This is a genomic window from Sphingomonas sp. SL1004 (genome assembly GCF_057815015.1).
Genome location: NZ_JBYMUX010000001.1, coordinates 2,591,937 through 2,608,049 on the forward strand (window position 1 = coordinate 2,591,937; position 16,113 = coordinate 2,608,049).

Consider the following 16,113-nt stretch of genomic DNA (forward strand, 5'->3'; position numbering starts at 1 on the left):
CCTCCGACGACGCTATTTCACTGACTATCGTTCCGATCCGTGAGGATCCTCAAGAACCGTCAATGCTCGATTGACTATGACCTTATGCGCAAGCGTGTCGGATGATTGCAACCCCGAACTTCGCACATCATTAACGCGACTTAGCGAAAATTGTACTATTCCACGCCAAACAGTTGATCTCTGCATGCACAAACATGCATCATGAGTTTACAGCCACGCGGCCAAGATCACGACGCCGCTCAGTGCACCGGTAAACAGGCTCCACCGGTCCCGCAGGGCAAACACCACCGGATCGTCATTCATTTCCCCTCGGCGAGTCAGCACGAGAATTCGGCTTATCCATGCCAGCAACAACACGCACAGGAACCAGAGCCGATCCGGATGAGCATAGACTTCGCGTTCGGGGGCACTGTTCACGTACAAGGCGAGGACGAGCGCACTGTTGTAGCCCGCGGCGGCAGCCATCGCCTCGAGTACGGGCAGATCGTCCAGACGATAGCCGCGCGCGGAAATCTCACCGCCCTTGTCTTTCAGCCGTGCGACCAGTTCGGCACAGCGCTTCACCAGTGCGAGGCTGAGGAACAAGAAGATTGCCAGCCCGGCGAGCCAGTGCGACAGGATTGTATCGCTGGCATAGCCCCCCGCCGCCATCCGCATGCCGTACAAACAGGCGAGCACGATGACGTCGACGACTGCGCGGCGCTTGAAATAGAGCGAATAGGCTATCGTCAGCAGGAAGTACGCGAACAGCGCGACGCCGAATTTCCACGGCAACAGCAGCGAGAGCGCGAACGCCACAAAGACGACGAGGACGGCCAACGCCGCGCCGATGCCGGGCGACGCGGCCCCCGATGCGAACGACCGAAACTGCTTGCGCGGATGATCGCGGTCGCCGGACAGATCGAGCAGGTCGTTGCAGATATAGACGCCGGCCGCACACAGGCTGAAGGCGAGAAACGCAAGGATCAGGACGGGCAGATGCTCGACGAGCGTGTGACCGGCAGCAGCGGGGACGAAGACGAGGACGTTCTTCAGCCATTGGTGCGGCCGCATCGCCTTCAGATACGGGCTGATGCCGCGGCCCGCGCTTGGCAGGATTTCGACGCTGTCATGCGTGTCCGTCAGCCGCTTTGCGAGCGTATTGCTCCCGCCCGCGAGATAGGCGGTGTGTGATTGTTCCCAGACGTGCAGGTCGACGAGCGCATTGCCTGCATAGTCGAAGCCGCCGGCGCCGTAGCGCGCGACCAACAGGCGTGCCTTGGCGGCGCCCGACAGGTTCTCGCCGTGCTCGGTACCGAAGACGGCATCGAACCATCCGAGATGGCCTGCCAGCGCCTGGACGAAGCGCGCGTCCGATGCGGAGGCCAGGATGACTTGCCCCCCCGCCGCGCGCCGCTGCGCGATCAGGTCGCAAACCGCGGTATCGAGCGGCATGCTGCCCATGTCGAGCACGGCCTGGTCGGCGATCCGCGCCTTCAGTGCCGCCTTGCCGTGCCGCAGCGCGCCGATCGCACGGATCGCGTCGACCGGATGCGTCGCGAGGAGATGCAGGAAGGATTCGATCAGAAGATCGGTTCGCAGCAGCGTGCCGTCGAGATCGACGACCAGCGGCCTGGGCGTATCGCCATGGCTGTGCGCGCTGTTCAAGACCCGGCCCCCTTGCCGTCCGTTACCGCAAATCTCGCCAGCGAGTGTCGTGCGAGATCGGTCGATGCGAGAAACGCACGGCTATTGGCAATCCCCCCCGCGACCACGACGCAGACGAGCGCCGCGATATGAACCCTGCGCCAGCGCCCCTGCGCACCGACGCAGGCGAACACGACCAAAACGACGAAGAAGTCGGCGGCATAGAGGAACGGCTCCTCGCCATAGATCGCGTGCATCGCGATCTGCCCGGCGAGGAACAGCATCAATGCCACGATCACCGGAGATGCGAGCCGATCGCGGATCAGGCTGACCAGCGAGATTCCGATCGCTACGATCCAGGCCGTCGCGGCGATCCAACCGACAGTTCCCAAGCCGGTAAGCGTGTGATCCAGATAGGTGACGACCTGCGCGCCCGAACTCGACTGTACCGCGGTGTCGGGCATCGGTGCGATCGCCGAGGTAAGGACGATCCCGATGGCGTGCAGCACCGAGCTCCAATGCGCCGCACCGCCGACCACTTCGCCGCCACCGACATATTGCGTCTCGGCGAACAGCTGGCGCGGATCGAGGAAGACGCCTGCGACGGGAAACAGGCCGCGCTGGACGCCGGACGCAATCGTGCACAGGACCAGCGCGACCAGCGAATAGCGCAGGAACCGCGACAACGGATAGCGCATGAAGACCAGCGCCAACCCCAGCGACCAGTTGGTGATCACCATGCATAGCGACGCGAACGAGGCGGCGACCGCCGACGTCGCCGACGGCACCGGGCGCCGGACCATCAGATACACCGCGGCAATCGCGAAACTGCTGCTCAGCGCATAGGTCTCGACCACCGCGAACCAGTGCAGGAAGGTCGCACTCGACAGAAAGACGGCGCAGGCCAGCAGCGCGACGGCACGCCCGAACCGCAGGCGGACGAGGGTGAGAAACAGCAGCGACACGGTGGCGAAGGCACAGATCGCGATCATCACCTGCCCCGCCATGACCGGCGAGCAGCCGAGCGCCCGAAACACCGCGACGATCGGGTAGGCGATCAGCGTGAACAGCGGGTGGACCGCGTTGCGGTAATTATAGCGGCTCGCGCGGTCGGTCAGCACTTCGAGGATGCGGGGCGGATCGGCCTGGAACCAGATGTCGAACCCGTGGAGATCGTAGAGCCCGGCGGGGATCGCTGCCATCAGGCAAGCTGACAGCACGACTGCGCCGAGACCGACCAGAACGGCAAGGACGCGGTCGAGGCGGGCCAGCGGGGCGTGAGGATCGCGCCGGTGAACGAGCGCGCATTTCAACCGGTCGGTCGCCCGCACGATCGCCGTACGATCGATCCACGTGTCGAACCGATCGGCGCGCATCCTTTCAAAAACCATGTCGTCCCCGCCCTGCTCGTGGGCTCGCATACCAAGTCGCTACAGCGTTGGACAGCGTGGCAGGGCATGCCGTATTCGACTTCGCTGCATAAGCCAGCAGATGATGTGGCGGCCGGCAAAAGTTCTAACCGGAGACCGGATTCACGAGGACCCTTGAACCGCGTCGCCACTTTGTTGGCCACCTTTTCGATCGTCCGGGTTTTGATCCGATGATAAGGGCGCGGGATGGATGCAGCTGCACTCGACGTCATCAAGCCTGCACCGCGTGACGGCCGTCACTCTTTTCTCAAGGCAATCGTGCTGATGGCGACGGGCGTGATGTGTTGCGCGCCGCGACCAGATGCCGCGCCGTCCGCGCCGCCTGCCTTGTCGAAAGACGGGCGGCCGGTTGCGCATGAGGCCTATCAGTGGCGCGCGGTGGCGATCGGCGGCGGTGGGTTCGTCACCGGATCGTCGACCGACGCCGCGGGTGCCAGCTTCGTGGTACGGACCGACGTGTACGGCGCGTATATATGGGACATGGCAGGCGATCGCTGGCGCCAGCTGGTGACGGCGACGAGCATGCCGGACGCGGACCGCGTGCAGGATGGTATCGCCGAGGGCGTGTACGAGATCGTCGTCGCGCCCTCGAATGGCAAGCGCCTCTACATGGCGGTGAAGGGTCGGGTCTATCGATCCGACGACCAAGGCGTATCCTGGCAGCTTCCACAAACCGGCAAGCCGTTCCCGTTCCGCTGGGACGCTAACGGGAAATACCGGTTGCAGGGGCCGTATATGGCGGTCCAACCCGGCAGGCCCGACGTCGTCCTGCTCGGCACGCCCAACGACGGCGTCTGGCGATCGATCGATGCCGGTGCCAGCTGGACGCGTGTCGCCTCGCTGCCGACCGGCATCGAAGCGGACGGTGGAGCGTCCGGCACACTGCTCTGGTTCGGCAAGACCGGCAATGTGTTCGCCTTCGTCCCCGGGCAAGGCCTGTTCGCAGCCGACGCGCCGACAGCGCTGTTCAGGCCGGTTGGCAGCGCTGTCGGCCCCAAGCATATCCGACGTGGAGCGTTCGACCGCCACGGAACGTTCCTCGGGGCCGATGACGAGACCAGGACCGTCTGGGCGTTCCGCGCCGGCGCCTGGCACGACCTCGTTCGCGAGACTTCGCTACCGGCCAGCGACTACGGCGTCGCCGCCGCCAATCCGGGAAGCGATCAGCTTGTCGTCCTCGATCTGTCGGGTGACGGGTATCAGTCGATCGATTCCGGGCGGCATTGGACCCGCCTCGCGCATACCGCTTCCGCAGGACCGAAGGACCCGCCCTGGCTGGGGCATGGCGAGTCCGGCTATTTCTCGATCGCCGATATCCGCTTCGACCCGGTCGTGCCAAACCGTCTCTGGGCGGCGGCAGGATCGGGCGTTTTCCAGGCCGATCTTGCGCCGGGTCGGCAGACGCTCGCTTGGTACAGCCGGACGCGCGGGATCGAGGAACTCGTCACGAACGACGTGGTGCAGCCGCCCGGTCACGCACCGCTGTTCGCCGCCTGGGATTTCGGCATCCATATCAAGCCGGACCTCAACGCCTATTCGACCGAATTCAAACCGCATGGCCGCTTCATCTCGGCGCAATCGCTCGACTGGACGCCCGCTGAATCCGGCTTCGTCATTACCAACGCGTCGGACGCGCGGATGAACTGTTGTTGGCAGGACGGCCAATCGGTGCAGGCCGGGTACAGCATGAACGCAGGCGCGAACTGGTCGTCGTTCGACACCTATCCAACGCCAGCGGGACAGCGGCGAACCGAACCCTGGCGGATGTCGTTCGGCGTGATCGCGGTATCGTCGGGCAATGCTGACAACATCGTCTGGGCGCCCGCGTTCAACCGCACGCCCTTCTATACCAAGGATCGCGGCAGGACATGGTCCGCCGTCCGCCTGCCCGGCGAGGTCGGCGACGCGCCAGGCTCGTTCAAGGAAATCTGGTACGTCCGCAAGACGCTGGTCGCGGACAAGGCCGAGCCGGGGACCTTCTATTACTTGCATAGCGGCGACGCCCCGAACCAGGCGCTCGCCGGCGTCTGGCGGACGCAGGACGGCGGCGCGAGCTGGATCCGCATGTTCAAGGGCGAGATCATGCCGGCGAGCGACGGCGGCGCCAAATTGCGATCGGTACCGGGCCATGCCGGGCATCTGTTCTTCACGGCCGCCTATGCGCACGTCTCCGATACCGCGCTGCGCCGCAGCGTCGATGGCGGACGAACCTGGTCGAGTCTGCCCCGGGTGACGCGGGTCGAGGACGTCGCGATCGGCAAGGCCGCGATCGGTGCCCCCTATCCGACGCTGTTCGTGTCGGGGCGAGTCGATGGCGTCTACGGTATTTGGCGATCGATCGATAACGGCGCCGAGTGGCAGCGGATCGTCGATTTCCCGGCCGGCTCGCTCGACCAGGTCACCGCGATCGGCGCCGATCCCGACGTCTTCGGTCGCGTCTATATCGGCTACAAGGGCTCCGGATGGGTCTGGGGCGAGCCGGCGCATTGCAAGCCCGTCGAGCCGTCATCTGCGCCGTCAAAGTGGCGCGCGCGCGAATGCTACCCCGTCGAGGCGCCGGTGGCGATCGAGTGAGGGCCACAAGGCGCCGGCCAGGAAGCATAACGACGGATAAAGGATATAGGCGTAGCGCGATACCGGCTGGAACGGCGCGATGAGCAGGACCGTCAGGAGCACCATTACGGCCGGGTAGATCCCGCCTTCGCTGCGCCGCCGGACGATCAGGAGCGCCAATCCCAGCAGCCCGGCCAGACCGACCGCCTGGATATACAGTGCGCGGATGCCGCCGATCAGGGAATGCCGCGGATCGGTCATCCAGCGATCGGGCAGAAGCATCTGGCGGATGTGCCGGCCCCATAATCGCGCGGCACTAGCCGGATTGGCCGCGATCCACGCCTTGGCCCGCGTACCGAGGCGATTGGCGTAGGCGACTTCGCCGATACGGAGCACCTCTTGCCGGGCTCGCGGGTTGGCGGTCGGGTGGAGTGCGAACAGCCGCTGCTCCAGTTCGGTGGAGGGATCGGTGGTCTCCGCCATCTCGCGGTTGTTGGCGAGCGCCAGTTCCAGCCCGGCGTTACTGCGCAGCGGTACGATCTCGCCCAGCGCGTAATAGTTGCGGATCGTCCACGGCACGATCGCCACTGCGAGGAAGCCTATCGCCATCGCCGCGCCGGCGACGTTCGCGCGCAGCGGCATCCTGGTGAGCCCGAGGATCAGCAGGCAGGCGAATGCGCTGACGCCGAGCGGTGGGTTCACGAAGAACACCAAGCTGGCGCAGGCGACGAGCGTCGAGGGAAAGCGGCGTGTGTCGTGGTCTTGCGCTTCGATAGCGCGGTGCGTGGCGAGAATGCGGCCGAGGAACAGCGCGGACAGGAACGTCGCCAGCCCGCCTTCCCAGACCCGGAAATCGATCGTCTCGACGGTGATATAGGCCGGTGCGAGCATGCCGAGCGCGAGCGCGATCAACCGGGGCGTCCGCGCGATGCCGAGATGGCGGAACGCGCGGAACAGGAGGAGATAGCTGCCGATCGACAGGCCGATCGACCAGGCCGCCAGGATCGCTTCCGCCGCGGCCGACCCCGGCGCGAGCCAGCGATAGACGCCGCCTGCAAGAGCCGGCCCCAGCGGCAATAGATGCGCCGTCGCACCGTGGCCCGCGCCATAGGCTCCGGCGAACCCCCGGCCTTGCCCCAGCGCGACGGCGACGTTCATCGCCTCGCCCATCGCGGTACGGGCGGGTTGCGCGGCCAGCCAGACGACGCGCTCGGCGATGCCCGCCAGGCACAAGGCGATTTCGGGAATCGGTGCGCGGAATGCAGACCGGGTCGTCATGCGGGCGCGACCATGCGGTTCAGGTCGAGCGCGGCCTCGTAGCGGTCCAGCATCCGCGCGTTCGACGCTTCGCGACCGAGGCGCGTGGCGAGTACGGCCCAGTGCGCGCGGCGTACGGGGTCGCGAAGGCTTATGATCGCCTCCGCCAACCCGACCGGATCCTCGAGCGGCACGACGATCCCACACCGCACCCCGTCCGCAGCGGTCACCCCTTCGACCTGGACGGGGACGTCGGACACGATCAGCGGCAGTCCGAGCCGGGCGGCTTCGATCAGCGCCAGGCTATGCCCTTCGTAGCGGCTGACCTGCACGAACACGTCCGCCGCCGCTGCCCTGGCGAGTGCGGCCTCGCGCGGGATCAGGCCGACGAACAGAACACGCTCGTCGAGGTCGAGGTCAGCGACGAGCGCGCGCAACATCGCCTCGTCCTCGCCGCCGCCGACGATCTCCAGCACCGCATCCGGCACGTGCGCGATCGCGCGGATCAGCATGGGGTAGTTCTTCTGATGTGACAGCCGCCCTAGCGCGACGATCCGGAAGCCGTCGCCGGTCTGCGCGCGCGGCAGTGCATCGAGCAGACGCTCGACCCGTTCGGACAGCGCGTTGTGAATCGTCAGCGTCTTCGCGCGATACGCAGCGGGCTTGTGCGACAGCGTCGCGCCGACCGCGTCTGACACGCTGATGATACCGACCACGCAGGGCAGACAGCCGGTCAGGCCATCGATCCGGTCTAGGACGCGGTTGTGCGTGTCGGTCGGCGAGTGATGCGACAGGAACACGTGGGTCGGCACGCGGGCGAGCGTGACCGCGATCGGCAGCAGCACGTTGGCAGCCGGCATCGAGGAGACGAGCACCGCCGGTCGCTCGCGGCGCAGATACCGGACGAGTGCTGCGACCATCCGCAGCGCAGCCAGCGGCGAGCGGGGTCGAGCGGCAACGATGTGGTGCCACGCCGCCATGTCGACGCCCTCCGCCGCGGGGTCCGCCGGCGGATACAGCACGAACCGCTTCACCGCATGGCCCCTCAGCGCCAAGCCGTCGGCGATGTCATCCCACAATTCGCGCAGCCCCCCCGCGGTCGAATGCGTGATCGCGAAATGGACCGTCATGCAGCATCCAGCGCGGCGACCGTATGCGCGGACAGCCATGCCCGATCGTCGGCATCGTCGCGCACCCAGTGACCGATCATCTCGCCCCATTTGACCGGGTTCTGCATCCGCGCCCACGCCGCCGCCGAGCCTTGCGAAAGCCGTGCGTACAATGCCGGATCGGTCATCAACCGCGCGATCGCGTCGGCCAGTGCGCGCGGCTTGGCGGCGGTGAACAGCAAGGCGCTCCGCTCATGCTCGAGATGCCCGCGGAACATCGGATGGTCCGACGCGATCACCGGCGTGCGCGAGGCGAGGCCCTCGAACAGCGTCAGCGGCAATCCTTCGGGAAAGCTGTGCCGGCTCGGCACTACCACCGCGTCGGCCGCCTGCATCATCGCCGGAACCGCGCCGTTGGGGACGAGCCCGAGAAACGTCACCCGGTCGCTCACGCCGAGCCGCTCGGCCAGCGCCGCGAACCTGTCCGTCGCACCCACGCCCGCAACGTCGAGCCGCACGTCGAGACGGTCCTTCAGCACCGCGACCGCGCGAACCAGATCGCCGACGCCTTTCTTCCCGCTGATCGATCCGACATAGAGCAGCGTGTACGGAGAGCCCCCCGCCCCGCCCTTGCACGGCTGCATGTCGGGCGACCGATGATGCGGGAAATCCCAGGCCAGCACCTTGTCCGGCCGAACGCCGATCCCAACGAGGGCTCGCGCGGCGTTGGCACCGTGGTTCGCCACCAGGGTCACGCGCGGATCGTTCAGCAACCGCGGCAGCGTGCGGAAACGCACCCAGCGATAATAAAGGTTCGCGAACGAATCCGCCATGATCACGCCGAGCCTGACCGGATGCTCAAGCCCCCAGCGGATCAGCGGCAGCATCGGCCCGAACACGATCAGGTGCGTCGGTGCGAACCGCTCGATCAACGCCAACACCGGGGCCGGGTTGCGATCGGGATTGGCATTCGCGCCGATCACCGTCACGCCATTGTCCAGCGTGTCCCAATAGTCTGGCGCGAGCGCGCACAGGAAGCCAACCGCGTCATGCTGCGCCTTCAGCGCCGCCAGCTGGTCGAGCACATAGCCGTGGCCGTAATAAATCTCTTCGCCCGACGCGCGGCGCAACCGGTCCGCCTCGCGGTAGTCGCCGGCATATTGGACGATCAGCAGGCGCGTCATCCGATCCTCCCCATACCGGCCAGCGGACTGCCCAGCCCGAGCTGCCACCGCGCGCCCAGCACCATCAGGATCACGACCGCGGCCGCGCCGATCGCCATCGCATCCTGCCGCCAGAAGTTCATCCGCACGCGGTGCACGCCGATCGCGATATAGCAATATTGGAGCAGCTCGGTCGCGGCAACCGCCACCACCGCGCCGGCAAATCCTGCCAGCGCGTACCCGGAGGGCAGCAGCACGGCCAGCGTGATCAGCCGCAGGACGTTGGCGATACTGCCATAGATCGGCCGCCCCGCGCTCAGCAGCAGCGCCTCGTTGAGGTTCGACAGCACCGCGAACACCGCGCCGACCAGCAGGACCGACAGCATCCAGCTCGCCTGCTGGTAGCGCGGATCGTAGATTACGATAATCATCGTATCGGCGATCGACGCCGCCAGCCCGAGCCCGGCGCAGACCCCGAGCGTAAACACCGCGCGCGACCGGGCGATCGCGATCATCTGGCCGGCGCGATCGCTGTCGGAAACGCCGGCCAGCGCCGGGAAAATGATCTGATAGCTCAGCCGGCGCGCGAGCGTGGTGGGCAGCTCGGCGATGGCGCGGGCGATCCCGTAGATGCCGACCAGCGCGAGCGGTGCGACCTGCCCCAGATACAGCCGGTCGAGATTGGTCGCGGCGTACATCACGAGCGAGGTGATCGCGATCCACTTGCCGAAATGGATGATTCGGCGTGCCACGTCGCGATCGAACCGCAGCCGCTGGCCCGGATCGGGCAGCAGATAGCTCAGCGCCGAACGGATCGCGACCGCGAGGACCAGGCCGATGACCGGCGCCCATACCGAGCGCAGCCACGCCGCCAGCGCGACCTGCACGATAAAGGCGAGCACTTCGCAACCAAGCTCGAACAGGTTGCGGCGACGAACCTCCATCTGCTTCACGAGCGCGAAGATCGCGGTCGAATGCGCGCCGCCGATCACCGGCGACAGCGCCGCGACCAGGAAGATGCGGACGTCGATGCCGTAAGCTGCAGCAAGGAACGGCGCGGCGATCAGGAACGCAGCGCTCAGCAATGCACCGCGCAGCAATTGCAGCGTCCAGGCGGTGTCGCGGAAATTGCGGTCGAGCCCGTCGCGGTGGTGGATGATGTTCTGTTCGATGCCGACGTCGGTCAGCAGCTCGACGCCGAGGCGGATCGCGTTGACCACCACCATCACGCCGAGGATCTCGGGCGCGAGCAGATAGGCCAGGACGATGTTCAGGCCGAACTTCAGCCCCGCAGACAGGACGAACGTGCCCGCGGTCCAGACGAACTTGCCGAGATATCCGCCGCTCACGCCCTGGACAGGTCGTTGGCCGGGACGGGTCCGTCGGTCGGGCGGCGTGGCCGGACGAGACCCTGGAGCATGCCGATCGCGATCATGTTCCACGTCGCCAGCGAATACAGCCCGACGCGCAGGCTGCGGCGGCGCATCGTCAGGAAGCCGAGCGGGATCAGCAGGATCGCGAGCAGCGCGAGCCCCTGCCCCGCGATCAGCGCGACCAGCAGCGCCAGCCACCAGCCATAGACGATGACGCTGTACCGCAATTGCGCGAACCCGCGGACGATCTGCTTCCAATGGGGGCGTCCCCACGCCGCGCGCACCACTTCGCCGGGGCCGCCGGCATAGCCGCTGTGCAACCGTCGCCACATCAGCCGGTAGCCGCCGACCGCATGGCCGTGATGCTCGACCGCGGGGACGTCGATCCGCGCCAGCTGCCAGCCGCCGCTGCGCAACCGCGCGCCCAGTTCGAACTCCTCGAAGGCGTGGAGATTGCGATCGGCAAAATACCCGACCGAGCGCACTGCCGCGACGCGGTAGAGACCGCCGCAATCGAGCCGGTCGACGTCGCCGGCCAGCGAGCTCCCCTTCACCCGATCGTTGCGCGCGCGCAGTTCGAACTCGATGCTGTCGGTGTTGACCTCACGCACGCCGCCGCCGACCGCGGCGTGGCGCAGATTGGCTTCGAGAAACGCTACGCCCGCTTCCAGAAATCCGGGATCGAGCACCATGTCGCCATCGAGGAGGTAGAAATACTGTGCCCCCGACGCTTCCGCCGACTGGAAGGCGAGCTGCGCGCCGGTGCCGCAGGATCGCTGCGCCGGGTCGGCGAGCTGGACGATACGGACGCCCTCATGACCCTGCGCGCGCGCGATCGTGTCGTCGGTCGAGCCGCTGTCGGCGAGCACGATCGCCCCGCCGCCGACGCCGGCCAGCGCCGCACGCGCGCTCACGATCGCCGCGTCGATATGCGCGGCCTCGTTCAGCGCCTTGATCCCGATCGCGACCGTCATCGTTCCCCGCCCCGCCGGCCGCCCCGTCCATCGGGCGCAGACCCCAGAGCGCGATAGCGCGCCAGATAGGCGGATGCCATGCTCTGTGGACTGAAGCGCCGCGCGAGTTCCTCACCATAAGGCGCGACCGTCGCGCGCGCGCCGTCCGGATCGTCGATGATGCTCGCCAGCTGTGCGCCCAGTGCCGCGACATCCTCGGGGTCGGCCTTGAACGGGTAATCGACGGGGATCACCTCATCGAGGCCGGGCGCATTGGTCGTCACGACGGGCAGACCGGCGAGCAGCACTTCGACCGGCAGCAGTCCGAAGCCTTCGAACCGGGATGGTACGAGCACGACGTCGTGCTCGGCGAACCGGTCCGACAGGCGCTTGATCGGCTCGGTCATCCGGACATCCCAGCCCGGGACCTGCCCCGCAAGATCGCGCTCCACGGCATCCCGCAGGACGCCGGCCCCCGCGATTACGACCGAGACGTCGCGTCGGGTCGTTCGTGCATAGGCGGCCGCGAGGATGGCGGGCAGCAGATCGGCGCCCTTTTGATGGACCAGTCGCCCTGCGAACAGCAGGCGTACCGGGCCTGCGCCGCGTTCGGCGGGGACGCGGGGCGGCGCGACGACTCCGTTGTAGAGTATTGCCGGACGCGGGCGCGGCGTGCGGGTCGCGATGGCAGCATCCGCTTCGGCGGCGTGCCGTGAGACCGCCATCGCCTCGCCGTGCGCAAGGCGCTGCGTGACCCAGCGCCCCAGCCCACCCCAGGCGATCCACAGCTCGCTATTGTGCACGGTGCGCAGCAGCGGCGTGCGCCGGACGCGCCGCGACAGCACGGAGGCGACGGCCAGCGTCATTTCGGGGATTTCGGTGTGGACGTGGATAACGTCGGGGCGCTGTTCGGCGACGGCGCGAGCTAGCGACCGTGCCGCGAGGATGACGCCGCCAGACTTAAAACGCCCGCCGACGCCGAAGCTGCAAGGGACGCCCCAACGTGCCAACCGCTCGGCCATATCGCGCCCGATCGCGCTCGGCACGGCTTGGCGCAGGACGGCGAACAGCGAGAACGCGACCTCCGCGCGCAACGCGTCGATCAGCCCCAGCGCAACCGTCTCCGCCCCCCCCATGTCGAGATGGGTAATCACATGCATGACGCGCAAGCGGTGCGCGGAGTCGATGGGCTGCGGGTCGGTCACGCTCATCCCCTAGCAGCCTGTGACACTAGTCTATAGACCGCCGGTCGAGCGGGGCCAGCAATGTTGGGGAAACGGAATTGCCAACACGTGCGGCCATACAAACGGCATCGGGTGAACGGCCAGCGTTACACTACCGTCCCGACATCGACGGACTCCGCGCACTGGCGATCCTGCCCATCCTGCTGCTGCATTGCGGAGTCACGCGGTTGCGCGGTGGGTTCGTCGGGGTCGACATCTTCTTCGTGATCTCGGGCTTTCTGATCACCGCGATCATGGTGCGCGACATCGCCGAAGATCGCTTCTCGATCGCGCGCTTCTATCGGCACCGGATCGTCCGCATCTTGCCCGCCTTGCTGACGATGATGACGGTGACGCTCGCGCTCGGCTGCGTGCTGCTGTTGCCGAACCAGTTGCGCGATCTCGGGCGCAGTGCCGCGGCGACCAGCGTGTTCGGGTCGAACGTCTATTTCTACCTGACGTCGGATTATTTTGCGGCGGCGTCGGATGCCAAGCCGCTGGTGCATACCTGGTCGCTGGCGGTGGAGGAGCAGTTCTACCTGCTCTATCCGCTGCTGTTATGGTCGTTGCGCGGTATCTCACGGCATCGGCTTGCCTGGATCTTAGGGGGGCTCGCGCTCGCATCCTTCGCGATCGGCGGATGGCTGGCTCTGTATCAGCCGTCGGCGGGGTTCTTCCTGCTGCCCGCGCGGATCTGGGAATTGTCGCTCGGCGCACTGGTCGCGCTAGGCGCGGTGCCGACGATCGCGCGGCGGTGGATGCGAAACTGCCTGTGCCTGTCCGCGATCGCCGTCATCGCCGCCTGCTGCGTCGCGATCAGCGGTGGCTGGCCGTTCCCAGTTCCGTTCGCACTGCCACCCGCAGTCGCCGCGGCGGTGCTGATCGCCTATGGCCGCGATGGCCCATCGGCTCGACTGCTCGGCGCCAGGCCGCTGCGCTGGATCGGGCTGATCTCCTACCCCGCCTATCTATGGCACCGGCCGATCATCGCGTTCTACCAAACGCGTCACGGATCGACGCCGTCCGCATTCGAGACCGTGTTGCTGCTCACGCTCACGCTGAGTGCGGCGTGGGCGAGCTATGCGCTGATCGAGCGGCCGACCAGCCGGCGCTGGCGGACTGGATCGGGACTGATGCCGCACGGGATTGCTGTTGGTTCGCTCGCGGCGATGGCGCTCGCAGGGCTGGTGATCGCGGCGAACGCCGACACGATCCGCCCGCTCCCGCCCCGCCTCGCGCTGGCAGCCAGCTATCTCGGTTGGGACACGACGGCCGCGGGCAAGCGCCAATTCTCCACCGATCGCTGCTTCGCCCTGCCGACCGGCCGCCCGTTCTCGCCCGAGTGCCTGCGCCTGTCGGCGACGCGTCCGAACGTGGCCCTGTTCGGCGACAGCCACGGCGCGCATTTCTCGCAGGCGCTGCGCGAGCTGCTGCCCCAGGCCAATATCGTCCAGGCCACCGCCGCCGGATGCCGCCCCCTGCTCCACGGCAAAGGCTTCTCCGGCTGCCGCGCGACGATGGACCTGGCGTTCACCACCCTCGACTTCACCCGCATAGACACCGTTATACTCTCCGCCCGCTGGCTAGACTTCGAACAACCCGCGTTGCTGGAGACGATCCGCTACCTCCGGGCGCGCGGTACGACGGTGCTCGTGATCGGGCCGTCGGTCGAATATGATGCGGAACTGCCTGCGCTGATCGTGCGGGCGGCGCGCGAGCATGATCCACGGCTCGCTGACCGCTACCGTCTCGCCGATCGGATCGCTTTCGATCGCGCGATGGCGGGTCCGGTACGCGCGGCGGGTGCAGACTATGCGTCTGCGATCGATACGGAATGCGTGCGCGCGCAATGCCGGCTGACGACCGCGGATGGCACGCCGCTACACTTCGACCACTCGCACTTCACGCCGGCCGGCGCGCGCGCTGCACTGGCTGCGATCCTCGCCCGGTATCCGGTCAGCCGGCGCCGCCGGCGGTCATAACCGGCCTGTGCTTACTGCGCTTACGTCGCCGCAGTTCGCGCATCATGTCATCCGCGTCCTGTTTGGAGGCGCGCCCGGGCTTGTCCCCCAGCGTGCAATACTGCGCAAAGGCAACGGCGAAGAAGAACATCGTGCTGACGATGCCGTCGCGCTCGAACAGGCCGCTTTCGGTAATGTTGTGACCTATGCAGAACATCAGCATCGCCGATATCAGCGCTCCCTGACCTTTTGGAATTTGTTGGCTGATCAACAATTTGGTTAGTGGCCAGACCGCCATCGCGAAGATCATCATCAGCACGCCCGGTATGCCCACCGTGACGAGCTGATCGATATATCCCGAATGGCCGACGAAGATGATCGTAACATAGCCATGCCCGTATTCGAACACCGGGCTCATCTTCTGGATGTTCCAGAACGATCCGAAGCCGGCGCCCAGCAAGGGGTGATCCGCTGCATAACTCAGCAGCGTCGACCAGATCTGACCGCGTCCGGTGAACGCTTTCGGGTTCAGGAAATTCGACTGGACCATGTCGCCATAGGCGCTCGTCAGGAACCAGACGACCGAACCGCCGATCGTCAGGATCGGGATGAGGTAACGCCGCAACCGCAAGCTGACGAGCTCGAAGATCATCCCGCCAAGCGCCGCCAGCACGAGCATTCCGCCGGAGGTCTTGGATTGCGACCGGAACAGGAAATACCCGGCCACGACGATCGCGACGATGCGGATCGCGGGACGGACCCGCTTCGCATCGAACAGGAACATGATGATGCACAGCGCGCACACCGCACCGGCGAAATTCTTGTGCCCCAGGAAGCCACGCCAGTTGCCGATCAGTGCAGTCGATATCCCGGGTTCGGAATAGAGATGCATGCCGATCGCCGGATCGAGTGCGACGAACAGATACGAGATCAGAACGGAGACGAGGAGCGCATACCGAAGGATGTCCGCGCTGAGCTGATAGCCGGCATGCCGCACCAGTGCGAACACCATCCACCCGACCAGCGTGGTGAGAAACACACGGCGAACCGCGACGCCCGGATCGATCGCCCAGGTAAGACTGAGCCAGCACCATGCGAAGGTCAGCAGGATCGGCCATGTGAACGCCACGAGCGAGCTGGGCGTGGCGGTGGGCCGGATCGCGTAGATGGTGAGGCCGAAGATCAGCAGGTAGCCGATCTGGCGGTCGATACTGCCTTCGCCCGCCGTTCCGCCCTCGACGATCGTCATCAGCGGTCCCAGCATGACCAGCGCGATCAGTGCGATGATCGCGATCCGCAGCGGGGTCTGCCGGTCGACCGACACGAACCTGGCCGGATTGACCTGCCCCGCCTTGTTCGGGGCAAGTTCGCTCAGCCAGTTGCCGGCCGAATAGGATCCGTCCTTGGCACCTCGGTTCACGCTATCGGGACCTGAAACCATGGCGGAACTCTTTTCGCGAACGTG

At 66.5% G+C, this 16,113-nt stretch carries 11 protein-coding genes; 2 read left to right on the plus strand and 9 right to left on the minus strand.

Annotated elements, in window-relative coordinates; all coding sequences use genetic code 11:
- Positions 1-207: 207 nt before the first annotated feature.
- Positions 208-1,647: a UbiA family prenyltransferase gene (locus tag AC3D24_RS11660; RefSeq protein WP_489030795.1), complete on the minus strand. Its 1,440-nt coding sequence runs from the start codon at positions 1,645-1,647 to the stop codon at positions 208-210.
- Entirely contained in the window at positions 1,644-3,017 is a 1,374-nt protein-coding gene (locus AC3D24_RS11665) for a hypothetical protein (protein WP_489030797.1), read from the minus strand. The genes AC3D24_RS11660 and AC3D24_RS11665 overlap by 4 nt, the downstream gene beginning before the upstream one ends.
- A gap of 225 nt (positions 3,018-3,242) precedes the next feature.
- Here AC3D24_RS11665 and AC3D24_RS11670 point away from each other — a divergent pair, with 225 nt between their 5' ends.
- Entirely contained in the window at positions 3,243-5,630 is a 2,388-nt protein-coding gene (locus AC3D24_RS11670) for a WD40/YVTN/BNR-like repeat-containing protein (RefSeq protein ID WP_489030799.1), read from the plus strand.
- Here AC3D24_RS11670 and AC3D24_RS11675 read toward each other — a convergent pair.
- From AC3D24_RS11675 to AC3D24_RS11700, 6 genes are read right to left on the minus strand one after another with little or no spacing between them, the layout of a single operon-like run.
- Positions 5,574-6,887, minus strand: a complete 1,314-nt coding sequence (locus tag AC3D24_RS11675; protein WP_489030801.1) for a hypothetical protein — start codon at positions 6,885-6,887, stop codon at positions 5,574-5,576. The genes AC3D24_RS11670 and AC3D24_RS11675 overlap by 57 nt on opposite strands.
- Complete coding sequence (locus tag AC3D24_RS11680) at positions 6,884-7,996, minus strand: glycosyltransferase family 4 protein (RefSeq protein WP_489030803.1); 1,113 nt, start codon at positions 7,994-7,996, stop codon at positions 6,884-6,886. Before AC3D24_RS11680 ends, AC3D24_RS11675 begins: the two co-directional genes overlap by 4 nt.
- Positions 7,993-9,159, minus strand: a complete 1,167-nt coding sequence (locus tag AC3D24_RS11685; RefSeq protein ID WP_489030805.1) for a glycosyltransferase family 4 protein — start codon at positions 9,157-9,159, stop codon at positions 7,993-7,995. The genes AC3D24_RS11680 and AC3D24_RS11685 overlap by 4 nt, the downstream gene beginning before the upstream one ends.
- Complete coding sequence (locus tag AC3D24_RS11690) at positions 9,156-10,487, minus strand: oligosaccharide flippase family protein (protein ID WP_489030807.1); 1,332 nt, start codon at positions 10,485-10,487, stop codon at positions 9,156-9,158. Before AC3D24_RS11690 ends, AC3D24_RS11685 begins: the two co-directional genes overlap by 4 nt.
- On the minus strand, positions 10,484-11,485 hold the full coding sequence (locus tag AC3D24_RS11695; RefSeq protein ID WP_489030809.1) for a glycosyltransferase family 2 protein: 1,002 nt from the start codon (positions 11,483-11,485) through the stop codon (positions 10,484-10,486). Before AC3D24_RS11695 ends, AC3D24_RS11690 begins: the two co-directional genes overlap by 4 nt.
- Positions 11,482-12,669 carry a glycosyltransferase family 4 protein gene (locus AC3D24_RS11700; protein ID WP_489030811.1) on the minus strand — a complete coding sequence of 396 codons (1,188 nt, stop codon included), beginning with the start codon at positions 12,667-12,669 and terminating at the stop codon, positions 11,482-11,484. Before AC3D24_RS11700 ends, AC3D24_RS11695 begins: the two co-directional genes overlap by 4 nt.
- 77 nt (positions 12,670-12,746) lie before the next feature.
- Between AC3D24_RS11700 and AC3D24_RS11705 the strand changes: the two genes are divergently transcribed.
- On the plus strand, positions 12,747-14,669 hold the full coding sequence (locus tag AC3D24_RS11705) for an acyltransferase family protein (RefSeq protein ID WP_489030813.1): 1,923 nt from the start codon (positions 12,747-12,749) through the stop codon (positions 14,667-14,669).
- On the opposite strand, the gene AC3D24_RS11710 is transcribed toward AC3D24_RS11705, so the two are convergent.
- Complete coding sequence (locus tag AC3D24_RS11710) at positions 14,644-16,089, minus strand: O-antigen ligase family protein (protein ID WP_489030815.1); 1,446 nt, start codon at positions 16,087-16,089, stop codon at positions 14,644-14,646. The two genes, AC3D24_RS11705 and AC3D24_RS11710, sit on opposite strands and share 26 nt — an antisense overlap.
- Positions 16,090-16,113 lie beyond the last annotated feature (24 nt).